26 protein-coding genes are annotated in these 25,517 nt (G+C 69.6%); 10 read left to right on the top strand and 16 right to left on the bottom strand.

Features of this window, described 5'->3' with window-relative positions; translation table 11 throughout:
* Window positions 1-51 precede the first annotated feature (51 nt).
* The 4 genes from PKE78_RS02235 to PKE78_RS02250 are packed head-to-tail and all read right to left on the bottom strand — an operon-like array spanning window position 52 to window position 2,397.
* Entirely contained in the window at window positions 52-900 is an 849-nt protein-coding gene (locus PKE78_RS02235; RefSeq protein ID WP_271199213.1) for a 23S rRNA (adenine(2030)-N(6))-methyltransferase RlmJ, read from the bottom strand.
* Entirely contained in the window at window positions 897-1,292 is a 396-nt protein-coding gene (locus tag PKE78_RS02240) for a cupin domain-containing protein (RefSeq protein WP_271199214.1), read from the bottom strand. Before PKE78_RS02240 ends, PKE78_RS02235 begins: the two co-directional genes overlap by 4 nt.
* The gene (locus tag PKE78_RS02245) at window positions 1,289-1,951 is read right to left on the bottom strand and encodes a ribonuclease T2 family protein (protein WP_271199215.1); all 663 of its coding nucleotides are present in this window, start codon (window positions 1,949-1,951) and stop codon (window positions 1,289-1,291) included. Before PKE78_RS02245 ends, PKE78_RS02240 begins: the two co-directional genes overlap by 4 nt.
* Window positions 1,948-2,397: a hypothetical protein gene (locus PKE78_RS02250; protein ID WP_271199216.1), complete on the bottom strand. Its 450-nt coding sequence runs from the start codon at window positions 2,395-2,397 to the stop codon at window positions 1,948-1,950. Before PKE78_RS02250 ends, PKE78_RS02245 begins: the two co-directional genes overlap by 4 nt.
* 181 nt (window positions 2,398-2,578) lie before the next feature.
* On the opposite strand from PKE78_RS02250, the gene PKE78_RS02255 reads away from it, so the two are divergent.
* Window positions 2,579-3,805, top strand: coding sequence for a type III PLP-dependent enzyme domain-containing protein (locus PKE78_RS02255; RefSeq protein WP_271199217.1), 1,227 nt, complete (start codon window positions 2,579-2,581; stop codon window positions 3,803-3,805).
* A 9-nt stretch (window positions 3,806-3,814) separates the two neighbouring features.
* On the opposite strand, the gene PKE78_RS02260 is transcribed toward PKE78_RS02255, so the two are convergent.
* Entirely contained in the window at window positions 3,815-4,882 is a 1,068-nt protein-coding gene (locus PKE78_RS02260; protein WP_271199218.1) for a DUF1176 domain-containing protein, read from the bottom strand.
* Between the two features lie 88 nt (window positions 4,883-4,970).
* On the opposite strand from PKE78_RS02260, the gene PKE78_RS02265 reads away from it, so the two are divergent.
* Window positions 4,971-5,591, top strand: coding sequence for a BA14K family protein (locus PKE78_RS02265; RefSeq protein WP_271200050.1), 621 nt, complete (start codon window positions 4,971-4,973; stop codon window positions 5,589-5,591).
* A 122-nt stretch (window positions 5,592-5,713) separates the two neighbouring features.
* Window positions 5,714-6,025 (top strand): DUF3072 domain-containing protein, encoded by a 312-nt coding sequence (locus PKE78_RS02270; RefSeq protein WP_309299087.1) that lies wholly within the window; start codon window positions 5,714-5,716, stop codon window positions 6,023-6,025.
* 18 nt (window positions 6,026-6,043) lie between these two features.
* Here PKE78_RS02270 and PKE78_RS02275 read toward each other — a convergent pair whose 3' ends face one another.
* From PKE78_RS02275 to PKE78_RS02290, 4 genes are all read right to left on the bottom strand, one after another.
* Window positions 6,044-6,619, bottom strand: coding sequence for an outer membrane protein (locus PKE78_RS02275; protein ID WP_271199219.1), 576 nt, complete (start codon window positions 6,617-6,619; stop codon window positions 6,044-6,046).
* 234 nt (window positions 6,620-6,853) lie between these two features.
* A complete protein-coding gene (locus PKE78_RS02280; RefSeq protein ID WP_271199220.1) occupies window positions 6,854-7,528 on the bottom strand; it encodes an outer membrane protein in 675 nt (224 codons plus the stop codon).
* Between the two features lie 329 nt (window positions 7,529-7,857).
* Window positions 7,858-8,502 carry an outer membrane protein gene (locus PKE78_RS02285; RefSeq protein WP_271199221.1) on the bottom strand — a complete coding sequence of 215 codons (645 nt, stop codon included), beginning with the start codon at window positions 8,500-8,502 and terminating at the stop codon, window positions 7,858-7,860.
* 215 nt (window positions 8,503-8,717) lie between these two features.
* Window positions 8,718-9,431: an outer membrane protein gene (locus PKE78_RS02290; RefSeq protein ID WP_271199222.1), complete on the bottom strand. Its 714-nt coding sequence runs from the start codon at window positions 9,429-9,431 to the stop codon at window positions 8,718-8,720.
* Between the two features lie 264 nt (window positions 9,432-9,695).
* On the opposite strand from PKE78_RS02290, the gene PKE78_RS02295 reads away from it, so the two are divergent.
* From PKE78_RS02295 to PKE78_RS02325, 7 genes are all read left to right on the top strand, one after another.
* Window positions 9,696-10,487 (top strand): SDR family oxidoreductase, encoded by a 792-nt coding sequence (locus tag PKE78_RS02295; RefSeq protein ID WP_271199223.1) that lies wholly within the window; start codon window positions 9,696-9,698, stop codon window positions 10,485-10,487.
* 12 nt (window positions 10,488-10,499) lie between these two features.
* Complete coding sequence (gene uvrC / locus PKE78_RS02300; RefSeq protein WP_271199224.1) at window positions 10,500-12,476, top strand: excinuclease ABC subunit UvrC; 1,977 nt, start codon at window positions 10,500-10,502, stop codon at window positions 12,474-12,476.
* Between the two features lie 115 nt (window positions 12,477-12,591).
* The gene (pgsA, locus tag PKE78_RS02305; protein WP_271199225.1) at window positions 12,592-13,233 is read left to right on the top strand and encodes a CDP-diacylglycerol--glycerol-3-phosphate 3-phosphatidyltransferase; all 642 of its coding nucleotides are present in this window, start codon (window positions 12,592-12,594) and stop codon (window positions 13,231-13,233) included.
* Window positions 13,230-13,478, top strand: a complete 249-nt coding sequence (gene moaD / locus PKE78_RS02310; protein ID WP_271199226.1) for a molybdopterin converting factor subunit 1 — start codon at window positions 13,230-13,232, stop codon at window positions 13,476-13,478. The genes pgsA and moaD overlap by 4 nt, the downstream gene beginning before the upstream one ends.
* Before the next feature lie 8 nt (window positions 13,479-13,486).
* Window positions 13,487-13,945: a molybdenum cofactor biosynthesis protein MoaE gene (locus PKE78_RS02315; RefSeq protein WP_271199227.1), complete on the top strand. Its 459-nt coding sequence runs from the start codon at window positions 13,487-13,489 to the stop codon at window positions 13,943-13,945.
* A 158-nt stretch (window positions 13,946-14,103) separates the two neighbouring features.
* Window positions 14,104-14,751: a hypothetical protein gene (locus PKE78_RS02320; RefSeq protein ID WP_271199228.1), complete on the top strand. Its 648-nt coding sequence runs from the start codon at window positions 14,104-14,106 to the stop codon at window positions 14,749-14,751.
* Between the two features lie 263 nt (window positions 14,752-15,014).
* On the top strand, window positions 15,015-16,502 hold the full coding sequence (locus PKE78_RS02325; RefSeq protein ID WP_271199229.1) for an SGNH/GDSL hydrolase family protein: 1,488 nt from the start codon (window positions 15,015-15,017) through the stop codon (window positions 16,500-16,502).
* 12 nt (window positions 16,503-16,514) lie between these two features.
* Here PKE78_RS02325 and PKE78_RS02330 read toward each other — a convergent pair whose 3' ends face one another.
* The 7 genes from PKE78_RS02330 to PKE78_RS02360 form a co-directional block, all read right to left on the bottom strand.
* Window positions 16,515-16,880: a tRNA-binding protein gene (locus PKE78_RS02330; RefSeq protein WP_271199230.1), complete on the bottom strand. Its 366-nt coding sequence runs from the start codon at window positions 16,878-16,880 to the stop codon at window positions 16,515-16,517.
* Complete coding sequence (locus PKE78_RS02335) at window positions 16,880-17,704, bottom strand: TetR/AcrR family transcriptional regulator (protein WP_271199231.1); 825 nt, start codon at window positions 17,702-17,704, stop codon at window positions 16,880-16,882. Before PKE78_RS02335 ends, PKE78_RS02330 begins: the two co-directional genes overlap by 1 nt.
* A gap of 806 nt (window positions 17,705-18,510) precedes the next feature.
* A complete protein-coding gene (locus PKE78_RS02340) occupies window positions 18,511-20,604 on the bottom strand; it encodes a catalase (RefSeq protein ID WP_271199232.1) in 2,094 nt (697 codons plus the stop codon).
* Window positions 20,605-20,959: 355 nt separating this feature from the next.
* Window positions 20,960-23,176, bottom strand: a complete 2,217-nt coding sequence (locus PKE78_RS02345; protein WP_271199233.1) for a TonB-dependent receptor family protein — start codon at window positions 23,174-23,176, stop codon at window positions 20,960-20,962.
* Window positions 23,177-23,546: 370 nt separating this feature from the next.
* A complete protein-coding gene (gene proC, locus PKE78_RS02350; RefSeq protein WP_428981236.1) occupies window positions 23,547-24,320 on the bottom strand; it encodes a pyrroline-5-carboxylate reductase in 774 nt (257 codons plus the stop codon).
* Between the two features lie 85 nt (window positions 24,321-24,405).
* On the bottom strand, window positions 24,406-24,909 hold the full coding sequence (locus PKE78_RS02355) for a type III secretion system chaperone family protein (RefSeq protein WP_271199235.1): 504 nt from the start codon (window positions 24,907-24,909) through the stop codon (window positions 24,406-24,408).
* A 202-nt stretch (window positions 24,910-25,111) separates the two neighbouring features.
* Window positions 25,112-25,411: an accessory factor UbiK family protein gene (locus PKE78_RS02360; RefSeq protein WP_271199236.1), complete on the bottom strand. Its 300-nt coding sequence runs from the start codon at window positions 25,409-25,411 to the stop codon at window positions 25,112-25,114.
* Window positions 25,412-25,517: the final 106 nt, after the last annotated feature.

Consider the following 25,517-nt stretch of genomic DNA (forward strand, 5'->3'; position numbering starts at 1 on the left):
AAAGATGGCGCGTTCCGCGGCCGCGCCGCGCCCAAGCGTCTCATGGGATTTCTACGGAGCGAGCGTCTCCACCGCGGCGCGCGCGCCCGCGCTTTGAGCGAGCGCCGCCGCGAGATCAGGCAGTCCGGAGCGCAGTTCGTCGGCGAGCGTCCAGGGCGGGTTCGCGATCACGAGGCCCGAGCCGGACAGAAGCCGGGGATCGGACGGCTCGCGCACCAAGAGCTCGACGCGCAGGAGCTTGCCGACGCCGGCCGCGATCAGCGGCTCCGTCAGCTCCCGGAGCGCGGCCGGATCCTTGACCGGATACCACAGCGCGTAGACGCCGGTCGGCCAGACCCGATGGGCGGCGAGAAAGCGCTCGGCCATGCGGGCGAGCTCGCCCGGCTGCTCGAAGGGCGGGTCGACCAGCACCAGCCCGCGACGCTCCCGCGGCGGCAGCCACGCGCCGAGCGCGGTCCAGCCGTCGATCTCGACCACCTTGGCCCGCTCGTCGCGGCCGAGCGCGGCGGCGAGCGACTGCCGATCCTTCGGGTGCAGCTCGCAGAGCCGCAGCCGGTCGTCCTTCCGCGCCAGCCGGCGGACGATCTCCGGCGAGCCGGGATAGCGCGCGAGCGCGCCATCCGGCGCCTGGAACTCCGCGAGCACGGCGCGCCAGGGCGCGAGCAGCGTCTCGGCCGCCGCCCCGAGGCGTCGGCCGACGAGGCGGCCGACGCCGTTGCGCCACTCGCCGGTCCGCTCCGCCTCGTCGCCGGCGAGGTCGTAGACCCCGACGCCGGCGTGGGTGTCGAGATAGCTCCAGGGCGCGGGCTTGGCGTTGAGATAGTCGACGATCCGCGCCAGCACGACGTGCTTCAGCACGTCGGCGAAATTACCGGCGTGGAACGCGTGCCGGTAGTTCACGCCTCGCCGTCGCCGGCGGGGGGCAGCATCACGACGAAGTCCTTCTCGCAGGGCTCCACGACGGCCCAGACGCCGGTGAAGCCGGGCTCGATCACGATCGCGGCGCCGGGGCCGTACTCCTGCGCCTCGCCGCCGTCCGGCGTCAGCACGCAGCGGCCGCTGCGCAGCCGGCACCACTCCCATTCGTCATAGGCCACGCGCCACGCGCCCGGCGTCGCCGCCCAGACGCCCGCGAACAGCCGGCCGTCCGGCGCTTCGTAATGCACCGTGGTGCGGAAACGCGGCTCGCCCTCCACCACGAGCTCCGGCGGCGGCGCGCTGTCCTCGAACGGCGCGGTCGGCCCGCCGAGCCGGTGCAGACGCATGGCGGGTTCGACGTCAGGCTCGGTCATTCTCGGGTCTCTCTCATGGGCGGCAGCACAAGCTCGCTCGCACGGCAGGCGCGGCGGTCGACTTCGGCGCAGGGGCGGAACGACAGGTCGCGCTTCATGCAGACACGGACCTCGCGCAGGTTTCGGCGGTTGCAGTCGACCGCGATCATGCTGGGCGCAAGGCCGGGATTGGCGGCGATGAAGGCGCGCTCGACATCGGCCGGCGACGTGACAAGCGGCCGGTCGAGCCCGCGATAGATCTCCGGCACGACCACGCGCTCATAGGCGCGGCGGGTGAGCGCGAAGAACGCCTCCGGCCCGAGCCCGGAGCAGGTCCCGTGCTTGCGCCACTGGTGCCGCACGAGGCCGGGGCTCGGCATGACGGCGAGCATGGAGTCCACCACGGCCCGGCTCGGGAAGCCGCCGGCGCGGCAGTCCGACGGGAAGCCGCGCTCGTATTGCGGCCACAGCCCGTGCGCCACGAAGCCGAACGGGCGCGGACCCGCGCACTGCATCCCCTCCGCGCGCCGGCCGGCGGAGGCGCAATAGGTCGGCGACCAGGACAGCGACAGCACGTAGAAATCGAAGTCGCCGGGCTGGCCCTGGGCGCGCGACGGCGATGGCGCGAAGGCGGCGAGCAGCAGCGTCCACGCCAAGACGGCGCGAAGGCCAGACCTCACGGGCGGGCCATCTTGCAGCCCGGGGCGTAGGCCAGATTGCGATCGAGGCCGGTGACGCACCAGTTCACGTCCCAGCCCGCGCCCGCGAAGGCGAAGCCCTCGCCGATCTCGTAATAGACGGACCGCTTGCGGCCGTCGGTGGTGACGACGCGCGCGGCGCAGAAGCGGCGCGGGATGAACTCGGCGCCCCAGCTGCGATAGCCGAGCTCGCGCGTCCGGCTGAACCCGGCGAGTTCGAGCGACGAGCCCCAGTAGCCCCGCTCGCGCGACGCGAAGCGCCCCGCGATATGGCCGAGCACGCGCTCGTCGCCGCAGGCCGGCAGCGCGCCGGTGTAGCCGCGGAACACCGTCTGGCGCGACTCGTAGCGCGCATAGTCGGCCGCCGAGGCGGCGGAGCCGGCCGCGACCACGGCCACGAAAGCACAAACGAACTGCAGCGCGCGCATGCGCACGATCTCCGGGAGGCGACGACAGCAGGACCATCGAGCGGCGGGGGCGTCAAATCAAGTGCTTGAGCGCCATATGGTTACGCGGACGCCCTCCGCGGCGGACCGCCGTCGCACGACCGTCGCGACGCCGCGCCACCTTCGGCCGCGGCGAGCCCGCCGATAGGAGAACCCGCCCCGGATGCAGCGCTTTCCTTCCGCACGGGACGCGGCCCTCGCGCTCCGGCCCGACCGTCCGGTCTACGCCTTCGACCGCCGCGCCCTCGTCGAAGACGCCCGCGCCTTCCTCGACGCCTTCCGCGGAAGCACGGCCTATGCGGTGAAGACCAACGGCGAGCCCTTCGTGCTGGAGGCGCTGGCCGAGGCGGGCGTGTCCGCTTTCGACGTGGCGAGCCCGGCCGAGTTCGCAGCGGCGCGCGCGGCCGCGCCGGAGGCCGCGCTCTATTACATGCACCCGGTCAAGGCGCAGTCGGACATCCGGCTGGCGCTCGAAGGCTATGGCGTGCGCGCGATCGCGATCGACCACGAGGACGAGGTCGCCAAGATCCTGCGCGTAGTGCGCGCGCTCGACCTCGCGCCCGAGGACTTCACCCTGTTCGTGCGGCTCGCCACCAAAGGCCACGCCGCCTACGAGCTGTCGAAGAAGTTCGGCGCGGCGCCCGCCCATGCGGTCGAGCTCGTCCGGCGGATCGACCGGATCGGCTTCCGCGTCGGGCTGACCTTCCATGTGGGCAGCCAGGTCGAGGACCTGGAATCCTACGAGCGCGCGATCGCGACCGCGGCCTGGGTGAAGGGCCGCGCCGGCGTCCCGATCGCGGCGCTCGACGTCGGCGGCGGCTTCCCGGCCCGCTACGGCCACGACCGCAAGCGCCCGGCGACCCCTGCCCCCGCGGTCGGCGCGCTGATCGCGCGGGTGCAGGACGAGGTCGACGCCTGGGGGCTCGGCGACCTGCCGCTGATCGCCGAACCCGGCCGGGTGATCGTGGCGCGCTGCCTGACGGTGGTGGTGCGGGTGCTGCTGAAGAAGGGCCAGCGGCTCTACATCAACGACGGCATATGGAGCTCGCTGTCCGACAGTTGGACCGGCAAGATCACCCTGCCCGCGCGGCTGATCCCCGACCCGGCCCGCCGAAGGTCGCGCCGCGCCGCAGCCCCGAAGCTGGCGCCGTTCCGGGTCTGCGGCGCGACCTGCGACTCGGTCGACATCCTGTCGCGGCCGTTCTGGCTGCCCGACGACGTCGACACCGGCGACTGGATCGAGATCGGGCATATCGGCGCCTACAGCCTCGCGCTGCGCACCCGCTTCAACGGCTTCTACCCCGACGATTTCGTCGCGGTCGACGCCGCCTTCGAGGAAGGCGAAGGCCAGGAGGGCTACGCCACGCTGGAGTCGCGCGCCGGCGGCTGACGCCCGGCGTCAGCGCTCGCCGCGGAACACGATCGGGAACCGTCCGGGCTCGCCGACGCCGTCGCACTCCTCCTTGGCGCGGTATTCGACCATGCGGAACGCGGCGCCGCCCCACTCCCAGGCGCCGACCGTGCCGCAATCGCCCGCGGCCCGGCCCTTCTCGAAGGCGGTGAGCTGCTTCTTCGCCGGGTCGTAGGCGACGTTCGACAGGCTGTCGACGCCGGTCCAGCCGAGCGACTCGACGAAGGAGGCGAACAGCAGCGGCTCGAACCGGTCCGCCGCCTGCGACGGGTCCTCGAGAAACAGCACGAACTCGACATTGTAGGCGCCCGAGGCGCAGACGATCGCCCACAGCGTACGCCCGGAGCCGAGATCGGCGGCGAAGCTCTCGTCGGCGAGGAAAGACGGGTCGTTCTCCGTGCGGTCCCACACCGGGCAGTCACGCTCCACCATGATCGTGCGCAGCCGCGCCGGGGTGGCCTCGCGGGTGACGTCGCGCACCTGGCCGGACAGCGCCGCGGGCGTGGAGCCCCCGATCAGAGCGCTCAGCGCCTCCGGCTTGTCGGCGCGCGCCTGGGCGCGGTCGACCTCGGCGAAGGCGCCCTGAAGCCCCGGCAGCGGAACCTCGGCCGCGATCTTGTCGTCGGCCTCGCCGGTGACCTCGACCGACAGCACCCGTCCGCGCCGCATGAAGGGAAGCAGCCGCCGGGTCGCGCCCTCGGACAGCCGGATCTCCACATTCGCGGCGTCCGCGCCGGGCGTGACGGCGAGATCGGCGCCCGGGACGAGCCGGACGGGTGTGCCGCCATCGACCGCGAGCGCCAGCCGCGGACGCGGCAGCGGCGTGGCCGGCCCTTCGAGCACGAGCCGCAAACGCGGCTGCGCCTCCTTCGCGCCGGCGCGCGTCACGATCAGACTCACATGCTTCGCCCCGGCCGCCGGCAGCGTCGCCGACGCCACGTTGCATTCGGGCGCCGCCCCCTCCCCGCAAGTCACCGTCCAGGCTTCGAACCGCACCGCGGCGACGCCGGCCACAACGGTCGCGACGAGGCAGAGGGCGGCGAGGACAAGACGCATGGGCGGGTCTCCTGAGGCGAACACTACGACCGGCGGAACAGCGGCGATCACGGACGCGTCACAGTGAGTTGAGCGTCCCGTGACCTCGATGCGGCAACGACCGCCCTCTGCGAGCGTTGTGCGTGGGGAGATGGGCGAAAGCAACGCACAGACGCGCCTTGTCGCGCGCGACAGCAAGGACACTAGCATGAGAAAGACGCTCACCTTGGCCATAGCGGCCGTGATCGGCATCACGGGCGTGCTCACCGGATCGGAAACCGCTTCGGCTCAGGCCGGAACGACCAAAAGCGCGCCGCCGCCGGTCTCGCTCGATCAGGTCCGAGGCCAGGCGCTGGCCGCGCTCGCGGCCGGCGACGTCGAGAACGTCCGCGACCGTCGCGGTTGGCGGGGCGGCCGAAGCTACCGCGGCGGCCGCAGCTATCGCGGCGGGCGCTATTATGGCGGCCGCAGGTACTATGGCGGCCGACGGTATTACGGTGGACGCCGATACTATGGCGGCCGGCGCTATTACGGCGGTCGACGCGACCGTGGCGGCTATCTGGCGGCCGGCGCGCTCGGCCTTGCGGCCGGCGCGATCATCGCCGGGTCGGCGGCAAATAACCGCGCCTACGCGCGTGGAGACAGCTATTGCGCGCGTCGGTTCCGCTCGTACAATCCGAACACTGGCACGTACACGGCCTACGACGGACGCCAGGTGGCTTGTCCGTAATTAGGCCGCTTCGTTTTTCGCCCCGCCCCCGGCGCGCGCCCCGCGCCGGGGGCTTTTTCATGGGCGGAACCAGCGCGCAGCCCAGGCGTTTCCCTCGCAGACAGAAACGGAACGGGAACGCCATGACCGAGCACAGCACGCCGCAGGACCGCACCGACCAACGCCGCGCCGCCGATCCGGACGCGCCGACGCCCGGCGAGCCCGTCCACGCGGTGGACGCCAATCCGAAGACCGCTCCCGATCCCGCGAGCAACGCCGAGAAGGACCCCGCCGACTGGGTGTCCGGCGACGAGCCCATGACCGGGGCGCAGGCCTCGTATCTCAAAACGTTGTCGGAGGAGACGGGCGCGGCGGCCTACAAGCCTGACCTCACCAAGGCCGAGGCGTCGACGCTGATCGACGAGCTCAAGGACGCGCGCAACGCCAAGCGCTGACCCGACGACGGCGGTCGTTCAGAACCGGTAGTTCAGACCGAGCCTGATCTGGCCGCCGTCAGGGCCGATCCCGACCGCCTGACCGATGTCGAACGAGCGGCGGTCGAGATCCACATAGATGAACTCGGCCCGGGCGGTCAGCGCGTCGAACAGGTGGGTCTCCACGCCGGCGCCGATGGTCCAGCCGGTGTGGACGTCGCGGTCGCGCGCGCCGTCCCGGGCGTAATCGGCGGAGACGAAGGCCGCGCCGGCCGCGCCATAGACGACGAAGCGGTCGAAGGCGTAGCCCACGCGGGCGCGGATTGTGCCGAACAGGTCGATGCCGTACCGACCGCCCTCGCGGCGGCCGTCTACGCCGCCGCCGGAGAGGTCGCCCTCCACGCCCACGACGACATCGTCGAAGCGCCAGTCGTAGCCGATCGACGCGCCGAGCAATGGGCCGGCCTCGCCGATGCGGCCGTAGCCGCCGATCACGCCGACGCGAAAACCGGTCCACGCGAAGGCGTCGTCCGTTCCGGCGACGTCAGCCGCTCGCGCCGGCGAAGCAAGTGCCGCGCCGAGGAAGAGCAGAAGCGTGCCGAGGAGACGATGCATACGTGGCGTCGATCCGGGGAGCGCGAAACGGGCGCGGACCTTACGGCCTGCGGGACTGTGAAACTAACGCCGGACACGCCGCGATCCGGTTAACGGAACGTAGCCGCGATCAGAAAAATACCGCGCAGTAAACAAACCCTTAATGCCGGATTCGGCCGCAACGAAAAACCCCGCGGCTCGCGCCGCGGGGTTTCGAGAAGGCTCGAGGTCGGGCCCGAAGGCGCCGACATGGAATCACCAGGCCGAGCCGAACTTGTAGGCGACGCCGCCCATCACGCGGTTCTCGGTGACGTCGGTCTTCTCGCGCGAGCCGCCGATCCGGTACTTGTCCGTGCCGTAGTCGGTGTAGCGATACTCGAGGCGGGCGGTGACGTTGTCGGTCACGGCGCCCTCGACGCCGGCGCCGACGGTGTAGCCGACGGCGGTCTTGTCGTCGCTGCCGCGATCCGCGCCGACCCGGCCCGAGACCTTCTGGCCGCTGTAGGCCACGCCGGCCGCGCCATAGGCGAGGTAGCGGTCATAGGCGTAGCCGACCTTGGCGCGGGTCGCGCCCGACCACTGCTGCTCGTTGCGGATGCGCGTGGCGGCGGTCACCTTGCGATCGGAACCGTCGTTGTAGTTGACGTCGGTCTCGACGCCGACGACGACCGGCGAGGCGTCGAACTGATGATTGTAGCCGGCGTAGCCGCCGACGATCGCGCCGCTCGGCTTGGTGTCGCGGCCCTGACGGTTGTTGGCCTTGGCCCAGCCGTAGCCGGCCTGGGCGCCGACATAGGCGCCGGACCAGGTGAACCCGGACGCCGGGGCGGCGTATTCGCCGGCCGGGGTTTCGTAGGGAAGGTCGGCGGCGAGCGCGGGCGCGGCGCCCAGCGCGGCGACGGACGCGGCGATGACGATAGAACGGATCATGGGGGCAGCCTCGATACTCGACATACGACCGGGCGAGGGGATCCGGCCGAAACGCGACAGGGAACACATGGTGGTGCGGACGCCGCTTCCTCGCCGGAAAGCGGGAGGGCGTTGGGTCGAAACTAGCCGCCAATCCTTAGCGAGTCGTGAAGGTTATCGGGACATGAAGCGAACGGACGAAACGTCGCGGCTTTTATTTGTAGAGCGTTGATCGGACAAGGCTTCCGCCGTTCAGGGCGGTTCGGCGATCGCACGAAAAAAGCCCCGCGGCGAGGCCGCGGGGCTCATCTCCAGACCTGTTCGGCGGGCGCGAGGCCCGCCGTCCGGGATCAGAACGGCGAGTTGAACTTGTAGGCGACGCCGCCCATGACGCGGTGCTCGGTGTACTCGGAACGGATGCCGTTGCCGATGCTGAACCGGTCCTTGCCGTAGTCGTTGTAGCGGTACTCGGCGCGGACCGAGACGTTCTCGGCTGCGGCGTACTCGAGGCCGCCGCCGACAGTCCAGCCGACCGCGGTCTTGGTGTCGCGGCCGAGGCCACGGACGCGGAGCTCACGATCCGCATAGGCCACGCCGGCCGCACCGTAGACCAGGAAGCGGTCGAATGCGTAACCGACGCGGGCGCGGGTGGCGCCGTTCCAGTCGCTGGCGGTGCGGGCGCGGCGGCGGCTGCCGTCGGCGTCGCTGTAGTTGAAGTCGGTCTCGATGCCGATCACGACCGGCGAGTTGTCGAACTGGTAGTTGTAGCCGGCGTAGCCGCCGACCGTGAAGCCGTCCTTGTCAGTGCGGGCGGCCGAACCCCAGCCGTAGCCGGCCTGAACGCCGATGTACGGGCCGGTCCAGGTGAAGGACGGCACCGGCGCGATCGCGACAGCCGGCTCTTCGTAAGCCGGAAGATCAGCCGCCATCGCGGCGGGAACCATGGCGGCGAAAGCTGCCGCGGAGGCGGCGCCGAGAAGGATACGACGGATCATGATGGTAACCTCAACTTACTGTGTTCGCTCCGGATCGTTCGGAGCATCTGCCCTCTATATAACGCAGGCCCAACTCAAACTGTGTAGCAACAATGCAACGCAACTGAGTCATTCGGCGCCAACGCCACGCAGTCCAGTCCGAAAACATTTCCGCGTTTACACCCCTTAGAACGGTAAATACCTTCCAAGAGGTTACCCACCATCGGCGAACTCAATCACCAGCCGCTGGAGAATTTGTATCCGACGCCGAGCATCACGCGATTTTCAGTCAAATCGGATTTAACCCGACTGCCTGCGACGCTGAAGCTGTCCGTCCCGAAATCCGAATAGCGGTACTCGACCCGCGCCGTGACGTTGTCGCTGAGCGCCGCCTCGACGCCGCCGCCGATCGTCCAACCGACCGCGACGGTGTCGTCCGAGCCGCTCGCGCCGCCTGGCGCCGTCGCCCGCGCCTTCACCTCATGGTCGGCGAAGGCGAGACCGCCCGCGCCATAGACCAAGAAGCGGTCGAACGCGTAGCCGACCCGGGCGCGCACGGCGCCGGTGAAGCCCACGTCGTTGCCGATCCTGGTGTCCGAGGCGCCGGTGAAGCCGCGCGTGCCGCGCCGGGCGTCGCCGTCGGTGTAGTTGATGTCGGCCTCGACGCCCAGCACCAGCGGGGAATTCTCGAGCTGGTGGTTGTAGCCGGCGTAGGCGCCGACGGTGAAGCCGTCCGGCGATGAGTCCGGCTTGAAGCCGTTCACGCGATTGTCAGCGTCGAACCAGCCGTAACCGGCCTGCAGGCCAAGATAGGGACCGGACCATGTGAAGGAGGGAACGGGCGCCGCGACTGCGGGCGCCGCCTCGTAGGCGGGAATGTCGGCGGCGAAAGCTGCGCCGCCCCAGAGGGCAAGCGCGGCAGCCCCCCCGAAGAGCGTCGCTCGCTTCATGTCGTTCGACTCCTACGCGTCTCACCGCCCATGGCGCTGAAGGACCCCCGCGTCGATAGCGCTCAAACGCGCCCGTCGCGATTTGGTTCCATCCGCTTTTCCCGAATGGCGCCCGCTATCGATATGATCGGGCTTTGGGGCCGTTTGCGTACGTGAATGTGGCGGGCCACTGACCGAAATAAGGTCGGCGGCTGCGTTGCAGTTGGGCAACTCTTGGCTGTCGTACCATGAAAATCATCGCTCGAACAACTTGGGTGAGGCCATATGCCGGCTGACGTTCGGCGACTGGGTGCCGCGCTTGTGACCGGAGGCGGCCGCAGAATCGGCGCCGAGATCGCGCGGGCGCTGGCGCGCCTTGGCCAGCCGGTCGCGGTTCACCATCTCCGCTCGGCGGCCGAGGCTGAGGAGGTGGCGGAAAACATCCGCAGGTCGGGCGGCGCGGCGCGCGCCGTCGCAGGCGACCTCGCGTCGCCCGACGGCCCCGCCGCGCTGGTCGACCGCGCCGCCGCCGCGCTCGGCCCGCTCACGACGCTGGTGAACAACGCGTCGATCTTCGAGCATGACGGGATCGGCGCGCTCGACGCCGACCTCTGGAACCGCCAGATGGCGGTGAACCTGCGCGCGCCCGTCTTCCTGATCGAGGCGTTCGCGGCCCAGCTGCCGCCGGGGGCGCAGGGCTGCGTCGTCAACATCATCGACCAGCGCGCGCTGCGGCCGACGGCCGACTTCCTGTCCTACACGCTCGCAAAATGCGCGCTGCTGACGGCGACGGAGACGCTGGCGAAGGCGCTCGCGCCGCGCATCCGGGTGGTCGCCGTCGGCCCCGGCCCGACCCTGCCGAACGGCTGGCAGGACGCCGAGGCCTTCGCCCGCCAGCAGACGTCGACCCCGCTTGCGCGCGGCCCCTCCCCGTTCGAGATCGCCGAGGCCGTGGTCTACCTGCTGGGCGCCGAAAACGTGACCGGCGTCATGATCCCGGTCGACGGCGGCCAGCATCTGGTCGGCCCAGCGGACGACGGCGGACCCGCCCTCGCGGAATCGGTCCGCGGCGCTTAAGTTGCCGGTCTCATGACCGACACGGACATCCCCCCGCGCGAGGACGACGGCCTCGCGGACGCAGGCGTCGAGGAGCGCGCGACGATCGAGGCCGAACTCGACGCCGCCCCCGAAAGCCTGCGCCGGGGCGTGGAGGTGATCCGCGAGCAGGTGAAGCGCCTGCCGAACGGCCCCGGCGTCTACCGCATGTTCGACGCCCGCGGCGAGGTGCTCTACGTCGGCAAGGCGCGGTCCCTGAAGAAGCGGGTGGCGAACTACGCCCGCGGCGTCGGGCACAACATCCGCATCGCCCGCATGATCGCCGAGACCGCGGCGATGGAGTTCGTCTCGACCGAGACGGAGACCGAGGCGCTCCTGCTCGAGGCGAACCTCATCAAGCGCCTGCGCCCGCGCTTCAACGTTCTGATGCGGGATGACAAGTCGTTCCCCTACATCCTGATCGCAACCGACCATCCCGCGCCGCAGATCGCCAAGCACCGCGGGGCGCGCACGCGGAAGGGAGACTATTACGGCCCCTTCGCCTCCGCCGGCGCGGTCGGCCGCACCATCGACGCGCTGGAGCGCGCCTTCCTGCTGCGCTCCTGCGCCGACAGCTACTACGAGCGCCGCACCCGTCCCTGCCTGCTGCATCAGATCAAGCGCTGCTCCGGCCCCTGCACCGGCGAGATCGCGCTCGACGACTACGCCGTGCTGGTGGAGGAAGCCCGCGATTTCCTCTCGGGCAAGAGCGACCGGGTGAAGACCGATCTCGCCCGCGCCATGGACGATGCGTCGGAGGCGCTCGATTTCGAACGCGCCGCGGTCTATCGCGACCGGCTCGCGGCGCTCGCCGCGATCCAGGCCAACCAGGGCGTCAACCCGCGCACGGTCGAGGAGGCCGACGTCTTCGCGATTCACGCCGAGGGCGGCCAGACCTGCGTCGAAGCGTTCTTCTTCCGCGCCTACCAGAATTGGGGCGCGCACGCGTACTTCCCGAAGGCCGACCGATCGCTCGAGACCGGCGAGGTGCTGGGCTCGTTCCTGTCGCAGTTCTACGACGCCGAGGAGCCGCCGCGGCTGGTGCTGCTGAGCGAGGAGATCGAGGACCGGGCTCTGCTCGGCGAGGCGCTCACGATCCGCTCCGGCCGCAGGGTCGAGGTGGCGGTTCCCGCACGCGGCGAGAAGAAGGAGCTGGTCGACCGCGCGCTGTCGAACGCGAAGGAGGCGCTCGGCCGTAGGCTGGCCGAAACCGCGACGCAGGGAAAGCTGCTCGCCGGCGTCCAGCAGGCGTTCGGCCTTTCCGCGCCGCCGCAGCGCATCGAGGTCTACGACAACAGCCACATCATGGGGACCGCGGCGGTCGGCGGCATGATCGTCGCGGGTCCCGAAGGCTTCCAGAAGAACCACTACCGCAAGTTCAACATCCGGCCCGAGGACCTCACCCCCGGCGACGACACCGGTATGATGCGGCAGGTGCTGCGCCGCCGTTTCGCGCGGCTGCAGAAGGAATCGCCCCGCGACGCCGAGGGCCGGACGGCCGAGGACGCCCCGCCCTGGCCGGACCTCGTGCTGATCGACGGCGGCCAGGGCCAGCTCGCCGCCGCCCGCGAGACCCTGACGGAGCTCGGGCTCACCGACGTGCCGCTGGTCGGCATCGCCAAGGGCGTCGACCGCGAGGCGGGCCGCGAGACCTTCTTCCTCGAGGGCAAGCAGCCGTTCCGCATGCCGCCGCGGGACCCGGTGCTCTATTACGTCCAGCGCCTGCGCGACGAGGCTCACCGCTTCGCGATCGGCACCCATCGCGCCCGGCGCTCGAAGGAGTTCGTGGCCAATCCGCTCGACGAGGTGCCGGGCGTCGGCCCCACCCGCAAGCGCGCGCTGCTGCGCCACTTCGGCACCGCCAAGGCGGTCGCCCGCGCCGGCCTCGCCGACCTGGAGAAAGCCCCCGGCGTCAGCCGCTCGATGGCGAAGGCGATCTACGATTTCTTCCACGAAAAGGGCGAGCGCTGAGCCGCCGGCCAGCGCCCGGATCGCCCGCGCGATTTGGAATGACGCGTTGACGGCCGTCGGCCTCCCGTGGTCGTGTCGCGCCGGTTAGACCTCGCATTCTCCGGCGGCGCGCTCCATGAGTCCCGAAAGCCAGCTCGACCCGGTCAGCTCAGCAGCGGTCCGCCAGAGGCGGAACGCCTCCCGGCTGCATGTCACGAGCCTCCCGAACCTGCTCACCTACGCCCGCATCGCCGCGGTGCCGGTGGTCGTCGGCTGCCTTTACGCCGAAGCCGACATCTACCGCTGGTGCGCCGTCGGGCTGTTCATGGTGGCCGCCATCACCGACTTCCTCGACGGCTATCTCGCCCGCGCCTGGGCGCAGCAGTCGCCGCTCGGCCGCATGCTGGACCCGATCGCCGACAAGCTGCTGGTCTCCGCCTGCCTGCTGATGCTCTGCGCCATCGGCACGATCGAGGACTGGTCGCTCTGGGCTGCGGTCGTCATCCTGTGCCGCGAGGTGCTGGTCTCCGGCCTGCGCGAGTTCCTGGCGGAGCTGCGCGTCAGCGTGCCGGTGACGCGGCTCGCGAAGTACAAGACCACGGCGCAACTGATCGCCGTCGGCTTCCTGCTGGCCGGGCCCGCCGGCGACAAGGTGCTGCCCGGCGTCACCGCCGTCGGCCTCGGTCTGCTGTGGTTCTCGGCGATCCTTACGCTTTACACCGGCTATGACTATTTCAGGGCTGGCCTGCGCCACGTTCTGGAGGAGCCGGTGGAATGAAGCTGCTCTACTTCGCCTGGGTGCGCGAACGCGTCGGGCGCGCCGAGGAGACGGCCGAGGCCCCCGCCGGCGTCTCCACGATCGGCGAGCTGATCGCCTGGCTGCGCTCGCGCGGGCCGGAATACGAGCACGCCTTCGAGTCGGACGCGATCCGCGCCGCCATCGACCGCCGCCACGCCAAGCCGGACGCCAAGATCGCCGGAGCGCGCGAGATCGCCTTCTTCCCGCCCATGACCGGCGGCTGAGCGCCGCCATGGCCGTGCGCGTGCAGACCGAGCTGTTCGACGCCGGGCGCGAGACCGCGGACCTCGGCGCGGGACACGTCGATGCGGGCGCCGTGGTGACCTTCACCGGGCTCTGCCGTCCCAACGCCGACTCCGGCGCGCCGCTCGAAGCGCTGACGCTCGAGTGCTACCCTGAGATGGCCAAGGAGGAGCTTTCCCGCATCGAAGCGGAGGCCCGCGCGCGCTGGCCGCTGCTCGACGCGCTGATCGTCCACCGCCACGGCCGCATCCGTCCGGGCGAGCCGATCGTGCTGGTGGCGACGCTCTCGCCGCACCGCGCCGCGGCCTTCGCGGCGGCCGAGTTCGTGATGGACTACCTCAAGACCTCCGCGCCGTTCTGGAAGCGTGAGGAGACCGCCGACGGCGGCGCCTGGGTCGCGGCGAAGGCCGCCGACGACGACGCTCTGGAGCGCTGGTCGCGCCGCTGATCCGCGCTCGTCGAGCGATCACCTGAAATCCGCCTCAAGCCCTCGCGCTGCTTGGCTTTTCGGCCTGCGCGCGATTTCGCTTGATTGCGTTAACTATCCTTAACTTTAATAAAATATGACCATCGCCGCCGGTCCGGCGCGGCTTTAGGATTCAGGCCATGTCGGGTCGCCTCTCCTTCCGCGTCAGCACAGCCATGATCGTCGGCGCCTACGCCGTCATCGCGGGCGTTCTGGTGCTGGCGCTCGGCGGAAACCTTCTGCAGGCGGCCTCGACCTATACGCCGCAGATGTCGTGGCTGATGCCCGAGGCGACCGGCGCGCGCATCGCGGCCCTGAAGGCCGCCGGGCGCGCCGACGTGGCCTCGCTCTACGCGCTCGTCGCGGCGCTGTCCTGGGGGCTTATCGGCGCGCTTGCCGCGGGCGGCTTCGCCTGGGGCGCGCTGAACAAGGGCGAGACGGTGATCGGCGTCGACAAGGCCCTCACCTATGTCGCCGTGCTGTCGGGGCTCTACGCGCTGTCGACCGGCATGACGATGGCGGTCCACGCCCTGCACGTGACGCTGCCGCCGGGAGGCCTGAGCGCGGTGCCGGCGCTGTGGTTCGCCACCATGATCCCGAGCGCGGCGATCCTCGCCCGCATCGCCGGCATGGTGATGCATGACCTCGGCGCGCTGATCGCGATCGCGATCGACGCCGAGCCGAAGCGGCTTTCCGAACTGGTCGCGACCGTCGAGGCGCGGCGGGGAGCGGAAAGCCTCGAGGCGCGCGTCGCCCGCCTCATCGCCCGGCGCGCGCCCCGCTCCTGATCGGGCAGCGAGCGCCGGCGCCACGCCCGCCCCCTAACCCGCGCCCTGCGGTGCCGGCCGGCTCCGCCTGAGCCCGAGTCCCGGCACGGCACAGCCGTGGCGCTACACAACCATGGATTGATATCCGCATTAGACCGTATATTTACGGGCGATGCGATTTGGCAGTCTTGGAGGACGATCGCCGCTCTCGCGCGGCGGACAGGGTGGTTCACGGCGTCGCGTAAGCAGCGAAAGTCCCGCAACCCTTTTCCCGGCGCTTCCCCATGAAACTGTTTACGATCGGCGACAGCATCTCGCAGGGCTTCATGTCGCTCGCCGCGGCGCGCACGGAGCTGTCCTACTCGACGCTGCTCGCGAAATGCCTCGGCCTCGCCACCAGCACGGACCAGTATCCCATTCCCTTCTGGGGCGAGGGCGGGCTGCCGATCAACATCGAGAAGCTGCTGCGCAGCCTGCAGCGCAAATACGGCAGCGACATCCGCGGCCCGATCGAGTGGCCGCTCGCCGTGGCCTCGGTCAATGGCATCCTGGACGACGTCGAAGACTACTACGAGCGTGGCCTCGGCAACATCGCCCTGCCCCAGGCCGGCCGGCGCCAGTTCTTCCCCAACGTTTCGGTGGCCGGCTTCACGGTCGCCGACGCATGGACGGTGACGCCGGGCCTGTGCCTCGAACGCATCGCCGCAGCGGAGACCAAGAACCCCGGCGACGGCTTCTTCGACCTACCGAACGCCGCCTTCGAGCGCACCGCCCACGCGGTGCTCAACCCGTCCCGCGACCCGCGCTTCAACGACTACAGCCAGTTGCGCTGGCTGAAGCATCACCATCACTCGGAGGGCGTCGAGAACGTCGTCGTCTGGCTCGGCGCCAACAACGCGCTCGGCACCGTCGTGCGCATGGGCGTGAAGAGCACCGCCGGCGCGCGCAAATCGCCGCTGAAAATGAGCCTCGACGAACGCAACGAATACAATCTCTGGACCGTGGAGCATTTCACGGAGGAGTACGACGTCCTGATGGACAAGCTCCATACGACGCTTTCAACGGGCAAGCGGGACTGCAAGGTCTTCGTCGCCACCGTGCCCGCCGTCACCATCGCGCCGCTCGCGCGCGGCGTCGGCGCCTCGCACGACATGAACGACCCGTTCGGGACGCTGCCGAGCGCGAAGTACTTCGACCGCTACACCTACTTCCTGTTCGACCACGACTACGCCCGGCGGTCCGGCAACTCGCTCACCCGCGACGAGGCGCACGGGATCGACACGACGATCGCCGGCTACAACGCCGCCATCGCGAAACTGGTGGCCGATTACAACGCCAAGGCCCCGCCCGCGGGCGGGCGCAAGGTCGACTACGTGCTGGTCGACATCTGCGCCCAGCTCCTGCGCCTCGCCTTCAAGCGCAACGACGGAAACCCGCCCTACGTGCTCCCGCCGGAGCTCGTAGCGCTGCGGGACAAGCTTGGACGCACGGTCGACACGGTCTATTACACCGTCGACCGCAAGGCGAAGATGAGCGCCGGCGGCGTGTTCAGCCTGGACGGCGTGCACCCGACCGCCATCGGCCACGGCCTGATCGCGCGCGAATTCCTGGAGGCCTTCGCGGCGGCCGGCGTCGCCACGCCGCGCAAGCTCGACTGGAACGGCATCGTCGCGAGCGACTCGCTGTTCTCGAACCCGATCGCGCTGATGCCCGAGCTCTACGACAACACCCGGTTCGCCGAGCTGCTGCTCGACCTGCTGCGGCTGCCCTGACGGCCGCAGCCGTCAGAACATCCGGCCGCCGTTCGGCGTGGGCAGCGTGGGCGCGAGCAGGACGACCTCGCCCTCGGAGTCGGGCACGCCTAGCGTCAGCACCTCGGACATGAACTTGCCGATCTGGCGCGGCGGGAAGTTCACCACCGCGACCACCTGCCGGCCGACAAGCTCCGACGGCGCGTAATGCCGCGTGATCTGGGCCGACGAGCGCTTGACCCCGATCTCCGGCCCGAAGTCGATCCTGAGCTTGAGCGCGGGCTTGCGCGCCTCCGGATAGGGCTCCGCCTCCACGATGGTGCCGACGCGGATGTCGACCTTCAGAAAGTCGTCGAACCCGATCGCGGGCGTCGCGGCGGCGCCGGATCCGTCGGCCATCAGGCGGCGGTCGCCACGTCGTCGGCCTCGTCGCGGCGGCGCTCCGACGCGCGGCCGAGGATGCGGCCGCAGGCGTCGCGCAACGGCGCCGTCAGCCGGCCGACGTCGTCGGCCCGGCGCGCCCAGCGCTCGGCCTTGCGCAACTGCTCGTCGAGCGCCTTCATGGTGCGGGCGAGGCCGGGATCGTCGTCGTCGTCGAGGAAGACGTCGAACACGCGCGCGTTCGCGAGCACCAGCGCCTGCGCGCGGGCGGCGCCGATCGGGCCGGACTCCTGCACGCCCGCCGCCGCCAGCATCCACTGCATCGACGACACCGCGACCTGATTCATCGCGCCGGCGCCGAGCGGATCGACGCTGAGCCCGCGCCGCACCGCCCTCAGCGCCGCGCGATGGGGCGCGAGCGCCTCGAACCGCCGCATCAGCACGTCGAACAGCCGCTCGCGCGCCGGCTCGTCCACGAGGTCGTCGGCGCGGCCCGCGAGCACCGCGAGATCGATCCGCCGCACGAAGCCGGCCAGGATCGCGCCCTTGGAGGGGAACAGCGCCCGAAGCTCGGCCAGCGAGACCGCGGCCCTTTCCGCGATGTCGTAGAGCCCGATGTCGCCCCAGCGCCGCTCGGCGAGCAGCGCCAGCAGCGCGTCGACGACCTTTTCGCGCGGGTCTTCGGCTTTCGGCGCGGCCGCAGCCGGCTCGGGCGAGGCCGCATCAGGCTTCGGGGCGTTCGGATCGGGTTTCGGCGCGGCCGCGGCCGGCTCGGACGAAGCCGCCTCCGGCGTCGGGGCGTTCGGATCGGGCTTGGCGTCGTTCGACGGTTTGCGGGCCATGGCGGAGCTCCTCCCTGGCGTTCGATCGGGTCGTCCGCTGAACATAGGACGCCGGAGGCGGCGCTTCCATGACGAAGCGCCCCGCGATCGCAGCCTCCGTCTCGGCAGGCGCGGCTACGCGCGCCGCGGCGGCGACCGCTGCGGGCGTGACGGAAGCGTGGACATGAGATCAACGCGCAGTCGTCAGGAGACAGGGGCGCCGGGCCACCGCTCGTTCCGCAGTCTTCGGAAAACCGGTCGCCCGGCGCCCCCGCACGGCGTTTTCGCGACGGTCGCATCGCCTGCTCTCCGGCGGCGGACGCGGGGAACTCCGAAAAGCTCCGAAGCGTCCGTCCGCCTTAAGGCGCCTCTGTCTAGGCGCGGCCCCGTCATAATGCAGGGCGGGCGGCTTTTCGCGAGGTTCGGACGACAAGCGGGCCAAAGCCCCCGAGCGTCCAAAACCCTGCGCTGCGACCGACGTCCCGGGACGCGGGCCGCCGGAAAGGCCCACGGCGCAGGCGCCGCCCTCCCCCCACGCGGACGACCGGTTCCGGCCACGCCTCCCGATGGGAGAAGGTCCTTTGACCTTGCAGGGAATTTAGGCGGATGTCAAGATAAAAATCCTACGACTGGAGGCAAAGTGGCGATGGGTGCTTTCTCCTACGAGCCAGGAGGAGACATGGGCAGTAGGCCCTCAAGCGGACGTTCAGCTCGTGGAATGATGGTTCGCAGACGTCTTCAGTCAGATCGGAGCGGCGTTTGCGTGATAGGCCTCCGACGGCTTGCGTCGCCGGAGGCCAGAGGCGGCCGCTGGGCGGCGGCCGCGTTTACGCGAGGATGCGGACGTTCGGCTCGCGGTCCCACTGACGGGTCCGCGCCGGCGCGAGGAACGCCTCCGCGCCGCCCGCGAGGTCGACCACACCCGCGTCGGGCTCGACGCCCGCCTTGTCGAGCAGCGGTTGCGCCTCCTTGGTGTGGCCGATCGCCTTCAGGTGCCCGAACGCGTCTTTGGCGAAATCGACCGCCGCGCCCTCCTTCAGGAGCTCGGCGCAGCCGTCTTCCGACGCCACGATCGCGACCGCGTCGAAGATGACGGACGGCGCGCCCTGGAGCTGCGCGTCGGCCTTTAGCTTCTCGCCGCCTTTGAGCGTCACGCCGCCGACCTTCAGCGCCACGGTCTTGACCTTGGCGCCCTCGGCCTCGGCCGCGGACTTCAGCGCCTCGACGATCTTTCCGTCGGCCCCGTCCGTCACGAGCAGCCCGATCGCCCGACCTTCGAGCGTTTCGGGATACTTGCCGACGATGCGGAGCGCAGGCGAAAGGTCGAGGTCGATCGGCTCGACCGCGGCCGGCGCCTTCTCTGGAAGGTCGATCGCGAGACCCGCCGCGACTCGGCTCGCGAGTTCCTCGTCGACGTTCCTGAGGTTCGCCAGCACCCGCAGCCGCACATGCTCGAGCGAGACCTTCGAAAGCTCGAACACAATGGCGCTCGCAATATGCGCCTGCTCCGGCGGGGTCTGCGACCGGAAGAACAGCCGCGCCTGGCTGTAGTGGTCCGCGAAGGTCTCGGACCTGATGCGGACCTTGGTCCCTTCGACCGGGATCGCGGCGGTGCGGAAGCCGCCCTTGGGGTCTGCGCGCGGTCCGCCGTCCTCGCCCGCCTCGCTGAGGCTGTTCGGCTCGTAGTTCGCCCGGCCCTTCGGCACGGCCGTCTGCATCTGGCCGTCACGCTGGAAGTTCTGGAACGGGCAGCCCTTGGCCTGGTTGATTGGGATTTGGTGGAAGTTCACCGTGCCGAGCCGCGACAGCTGGGTGTCCTGATAGGAGAACAGCCGGCCCTGCAGCAGGGGGTCCTCCGAGACGTCGATCCCGGGCGGGATGTTGGTCGGCAGGAACGCGACCTGCTCGGTCTCGGCGAAGAAGTTGTCGGGGTTGCGGTTCAGCACCATGCGGCCGACCACGCGGACCGGCGCGACCTCCTCAGGCACGATCTTGGTCGCGTCGAGGATGTCGAACGGCAGCGCGTCGGCCTCCTCCTGGGTGAAGAGCTGCACGCCGAACTCCCATTCGGGGAAGTCGCCGTCGGCGATCGCCTCGTAGAGGTCGCGGCGGTGGTAGTCCGGATCCGCGCCCGCGATCTTCACGGCCTCGTCCCAGCAGGTCGACTGGGCTCCGAGCTTCGGACGCCAGTGGAACTTGACCAGCGTCGCGACGCCCTCCTCGTTCAGCAGGCGGAAGGTGTTCACTCCGAACCCTTCGATCATCCGCAGCGAACGCGGGATGCCGCGGTCCGACATCGCCCACATGACCATGTGGGTCGATTCCGGCATCAGCGAGATGAAGTCCCAGAAGGTGTCGTGCGCGGACGCCGCTTGCGGATAGCCGCTGTCGGCCTCCATCTTCACCGAGTGGATCAGGTCGGGAAACTTGATGGCGTCCTGGATGAAGAACACCGGGATGTTGTTGCCGACGAGGTCCCAGTTGCCCTCGCGTGTGTAGAACTTGACCGCGAAGCCCCGCACGTCGCGCGGGGTGTCGACCGAGCCCGCGCCGCCCGCAACGGTCGAAAACCGCGTGAACACCTCGGTCTTCTTGCCGACCTCGGTCAGCACCTTCGCGGTGGTGACGTCGGCGAGCGACTCCGTCAGCTCGAAGAAGCCGTGCGCCGCCGAGCCGCGCGCATGGACGATGCGCTCCGGAATCCGCTCGTGGTCGAAATGCTGGATCTTCTCCCGCAGGACGAAGTCTTCGAGCAGCGTCGGGCCGCGGGCGCCGGCCTTGAGCGAGTTCTGGTTGTCGCTGATCGGCGCGCCGTGATTGCTGGTGATGCGGGCCTCGGGGGCCGACGCGGTCTGATGCAGTTCCCCGCCGGCGCCTCGGACATCGTCAGAGTGCTTTATATTGATGTCTCTTTTCGCCATGCGGCTCGTCCTTTTCATACAAGAGTTCGACGAAGCGCGCTTTTCGGCGTCTCGCAGTAACGACAAACCGGATCGCGCGCGTCGGTGATAGAACCGCTCGAAGGTCGCAATCGTTGCGTCGCATGGACACGTTCGGGTCGAAGTCGGCTCCTGCCGACCATTCGGTCCAACGCGTCATGCCCGGCGGAGCCGGGCATCCACGATTTTCTGGGGACGTAGCGCTCCACGCCGAAGTCGCGGGCGCCCGGCCTTCGCCGGGCATGACGATGGCGGCTGCGCGGGGAGACGCCCGGACGCTCAAACGCCGGAAACGCCGGACGCCCGAAACGGCGCCCGGCGTTCTTCGATCAGGCGCTTACTGGAACTTGTAGGTGACGCCCGCCATCACGGTGCGGCCGATGCCGAGCTTGGCGCCGTCGCTGCGATCCGTGATGTAGAACTTGTCCGTCAGGTTCTGGCCCGACACCCAGGCCGTCAGCTCCTGCGTGACCTTGTAGCTGGCGCGCGCCGACAGCAGCCAGGCGCCCTTGACCCGGCCTTCCTCCACGTCGAGCGGGTTCATCGGCAGGTTGAGGGCGTCGGTGTAGAAGCCGCCACGGTAGCTCCAGGTCATGCTGGCGTCGAGGCCGCTGTCATGCTGCACGCCGACCGTCAGATTGGCGTTGTGCCGCATGGATTCCGGGACCTCGTTGCCCGAGACGTCCGCGCCGCCCTCCTCCGTGCCCTTTACGATCTTGCTGTGGACGTAGGTGTAGGCGCCCTCGCCGTAGAGGTTCCAGGGGCTGCTGATAAAGGCGCGGCTGTCGAGGCGCGCCGAAAGCTCCACGCCGTCGAAGCGCACCTTGTCGAGCGAGCTGAACACCCGGTCGCCGAGGTCGGACTGGAAGGCCTCGCCGAACTGGTAGTTCCGGATGTCGCTGTGGAAGTAGGCGACGTCGAAGGTGAAGCCCTGGACGGCCTTGGTGCGGACGCCGATCTGGAAGTTGTCGCCGACTTCCTTGCGCGGGGCGATGTAGCCGTCGTCGGCTTCGAGCACGTCGCGCACGATGTGCGGCGACAGACCGCGATGGTAGCCGCCGTAGACCGTCGTGTCCGGCATGGCCTCCCACGCGAAGGACAGCATCGGCATGACCTGATGGTAGTTCGAGTTTCCGTTGTTGGAGGAGTCGTCGAGATCGCGGAACCCGATCCTGTAGCGCTCCAGCCGCACGCCGGGGACGAGCGTGAGCGTCGGCGTCGCCTTGATGGCCGTCTGGGCGAAGGCGGCGAAGGACTTGGCGGTGAGCTTCTGCGCGCCGTCGTCGTCGCCGCGGTTGCTGAAGTCCAGGCGCTCGTTCGTGTCGCCGATGCGGTTCTGGTTGTCGAAGAAGTGCTCTTCGTAGCGCACGCCGGCCTGAACCGTGTGCGTCATCCCGCCGAACAGCGGCAGATCGGCGCGTTCGATGCGGCTGTCCGCCCCCACGTTCCGGTAGAGCCGGTCGCGGCCCTCCATCACGAAGTCCGACGGCGGATCGTTCGACTCGTCGCTGACATAGAAGCGGGCGCGATCGTGATGATTGCCGTAGATCCGCGTCGTCAGCGTGGTCTTGGCGTCGATGTAGTAATTGTGCGCGACCTGGCCGCGGAAATAGTCGGCGTTGTAGGTGTTCCAGTCGTAGCAGCTGCCGCATGCGACCGGAAAATTGCCGTTGTCCGCGGCGCGCTTCTTGTTGCGCTTGAACCTCCTCAGCTCCGACAGCGTGCCTGAGAAGTTGTCTTCGTCGTAATGGTCGCGCTGGCGGTGGAACCCGCCCGAGAAGGTGATGTCCTGATTTTCGCCGCGAATGCCGATCGCGGCGTAAAAATCATTGTAGCCGAGCTTTTCGACGTCCCATGCGCCGCCGGCGTCGAGCCCCGAATAGGACAGAACGACGCCGATATTGTCGACGGACTGGCGCGTATGGACATGGCGCATGTTGTTCAGGTTCTTGTCGGCGCCCTTGGTGTCGCCGATCGCCGCGCTGAACACCGTCTCCTTCGGCCCGAACGGCGAAAGGTTGCGGAAGTTGATGACGCCATGATTGTTCAGCGGCCCGTAGTTCACCAGCGGGCCCTTGAGAACTTCGATGCTTTCGATGCGCTCCGGCGGCGGCGTGTAATGGGTGCCGGCGTCGAGATAGGGCGAGAAGTTGATAGGAACGCCGTCCTCCATGACGAGGACCTTGCGCGACCGGCGGAACGGCGAACCACGCAGGCTGATGCCGGAGTGCCGCCCGAAACCGTCGTCCGAGACGGTGGCGACGCCGGGAATGCTCCTCAGCGCGTCATGAGTCGTGAGCGGGCGCTGGCTTTCGAGATCCTGCAAGGAGACGCGGTTGGCCGAGCCGGCGAAACCCTGCAGATCGGCCGGCAGCATCTGACGCGGGTCGACCGGACCGACGGGGCCCGCCTGCGCCGACGCTCCCGCGGCCGGCGTCTGCGACGGAGCGCCGATTACGTCGATCTGATCGAGCCGCGTCGCGCCGCCCTCTTGCGCGCGAAGCTCTCCGGCGGCCAGCGCAGCCGCCACCCCGGTGGCCGCAAACAGCGCCACGCGTTGTTGTTTCTTCTTCATTGGTCCCCCGACAGGGGAAACACTCCCCCTCGGCGGAGGGAAACATTGCCTCACAGATTTGGGCTAGTGCTAGTCTGATCACGAAACGATTATGCGCTTCACATTAATGTAATAAACCGAATGTAAGCCGGTTCTTAGTTTTATTATTATAATGTACTGCTCAATGTAGTGGCATCAGAGGCGTCCGATCGACCGGACGAAGGCGAGCTAGTCGCGAAGCGGCGGCGTCGACCGACGTAAGACATCTCGGATCCTGGGGCGCCATGAGCCGGTTCGCGGCGCGACGGGGCCGCGGGAACGTCCGCCCCCGCCCCATGCGACCGCCCGCATCCGCTCCGACGTCAGCCCTTCAGCCCGCGAGCTCCCGCGCGCGCGCCGCTGCCGCACGGACGGCGCGCTCCATCAGAGGCCCGAGCCCGTCGTCAGCCATCAGCACGGCGAGCGCCGCGGCGGTGGTGCCGTTCGGCGAGGTGACGTTCGTGCGCAGCGTCTCCGGAGCGTCCGGCGACAGGCGCAGCAGCTCGCCGGAGCCTTCGACGGTCGCGCGCGCGAGCCGGGCGGCGAGATCGGCGGGCAGGCCCGCGGCGACGCCGGCCTTCGCAAGCGTCTCGACCAGCAGGAAGACATAGGCCGGGCCTGAGCCGGAGACGCCGGTGACGGCGTCGATCAGCGCCTCGTCCGCGACCCATTCGACCGCGCCGGCCGCGCTCAGCAGCGCGTCGGCCAGCGCCTTCTGGCCGGCGGAGACATGGGCGTTGGCGACGCAGGCGGTGATCCCGCGGCCGACGGCGGCCGGCGTGTTCGGCATGGCGCGCACGATCGCCGTCTCGGACGGGAGGCCTGCGCCGAGCGTCGCGAGCGTGGTTCCGGCGAGGATGGAGACGACCACCGTTTCGGGGCCTGCGAAAGCCGCGGCGGTCGGCAGCGCGGCGGCCGCGACCTGCGGCTTCACCGCGAACAGGATGGCGGAAGGGTGTTGGATCGCACCGGGCTCGGGCGCGACCGTCGCGCCGTTCGCGGCGAGCGCCGCGGCGGCGGCCTCGGGAAGTCCCGGATCGACGACGGCGACGAGGCGCGGGTCGAGCCCCCGCGCCAGCCATCCGTCGAGCAGGGCGCCGCCCATCTTGCCGGCGCCCACGAGAAGAACCGGGCCGCCCGGATCGAGCGGCCCGGCGGAATCCGTCGCCGTCACGAGGGCATGTGCGTGCTCACGCCTCCCCTGCCGTCTCGAAGGCCACCACCTCCATGGCCTCCTTCGCGCTCCTGCCGGCCCAGACCACGAACTGGAACGCCTGGTAGTGGCGTTCGCAAGCCTCGATGGCGGCTTGAAGCAGCGCCTCGCATTGCGGAATGCTCGCCTCCGCTCCGCCCGAGAGCAGCAGGGAATGGCGGTACATGACCACGCCCTCCTTGCTCCACAGGTCGAAATGCCCAAGCCACATCTGCTCGTTGACGAGCGTCAGAAGCTGGTGCACCTCCGCCTTCCGGCGATCGGGGACCTTGAGGTCGAAGGCGCAGGCGAGATGAAGGGACTCCAGATCGTCCATCCACGTGAGGGACACGTGGTAATCGGTCCATGAGCCGTCGACCGAGATCGTGATCTCGTCGTCGTCCGACCGGTCGAAGGACCAGTCGTTCGCCGTCGCGATGCGTTCGATCATGTCGACAGGATGGGCCTGGCGATCTTCGGCGTCCACGTCGATGAGAGCCATGAGCTCCTCCCGGGGTGGGGCCCTTGAAGGGCGTGGGAACGACGTCACGCGTGACCGGCGGACCGGCTGATCCGACCGCCGACCGCGACCCTGAAGCGCCCCGCCCGGAGGCGGCGACGATTCGAGCCGCCACGATCAGTATATGGCGTCGTTTTGCGCGCTGCACACAACTAATGCATAGCGGCGCGGCGATATCCTTGGGTTAGGAGACGACCGTGTCGTCGGCGCCGCTGCCTGCGGACGTCGCAGGCGCGGCCGACAGCTTCGCCTCAAGCACCTCCAGTCGCGCGGCCAGCCGCTCGTTCTCCTCGCGCGCCTTCTGCGCCATCGCCCGCACGGCCTCGAACTCGTCGCGACGGACAAGGTCGAGTTCGGACAGCACGCGGTTCGCCTGCGCGCGCACGACGGTCTCGATCTCGCGGCGCACGCCGGACGCCGCGCCGGCGGCGTCGGTCATCAGGCGACCGATCTCTTCGAACACGCGGCCCCTAGGTTCGGTCATTGCTGGGGAAAACCTTTCGAGGTGAAGCTTCCGCTTATCATGTGGCCCGCGCGTCGTCCGGGATCAAGCGGCCGCACGGCCACCGCCGCCCGGCCGCGCTGTCGGA

The sequence above is a fragment of the Methylopila turkensis genome, from assembly GCF_027922325.1.
GTDB lineage: Bacteria > Pseudomonadota > Alphaproteobacteria > Rhizobiales > Methylopilaceae > Methylopila > Methylopila turkensis.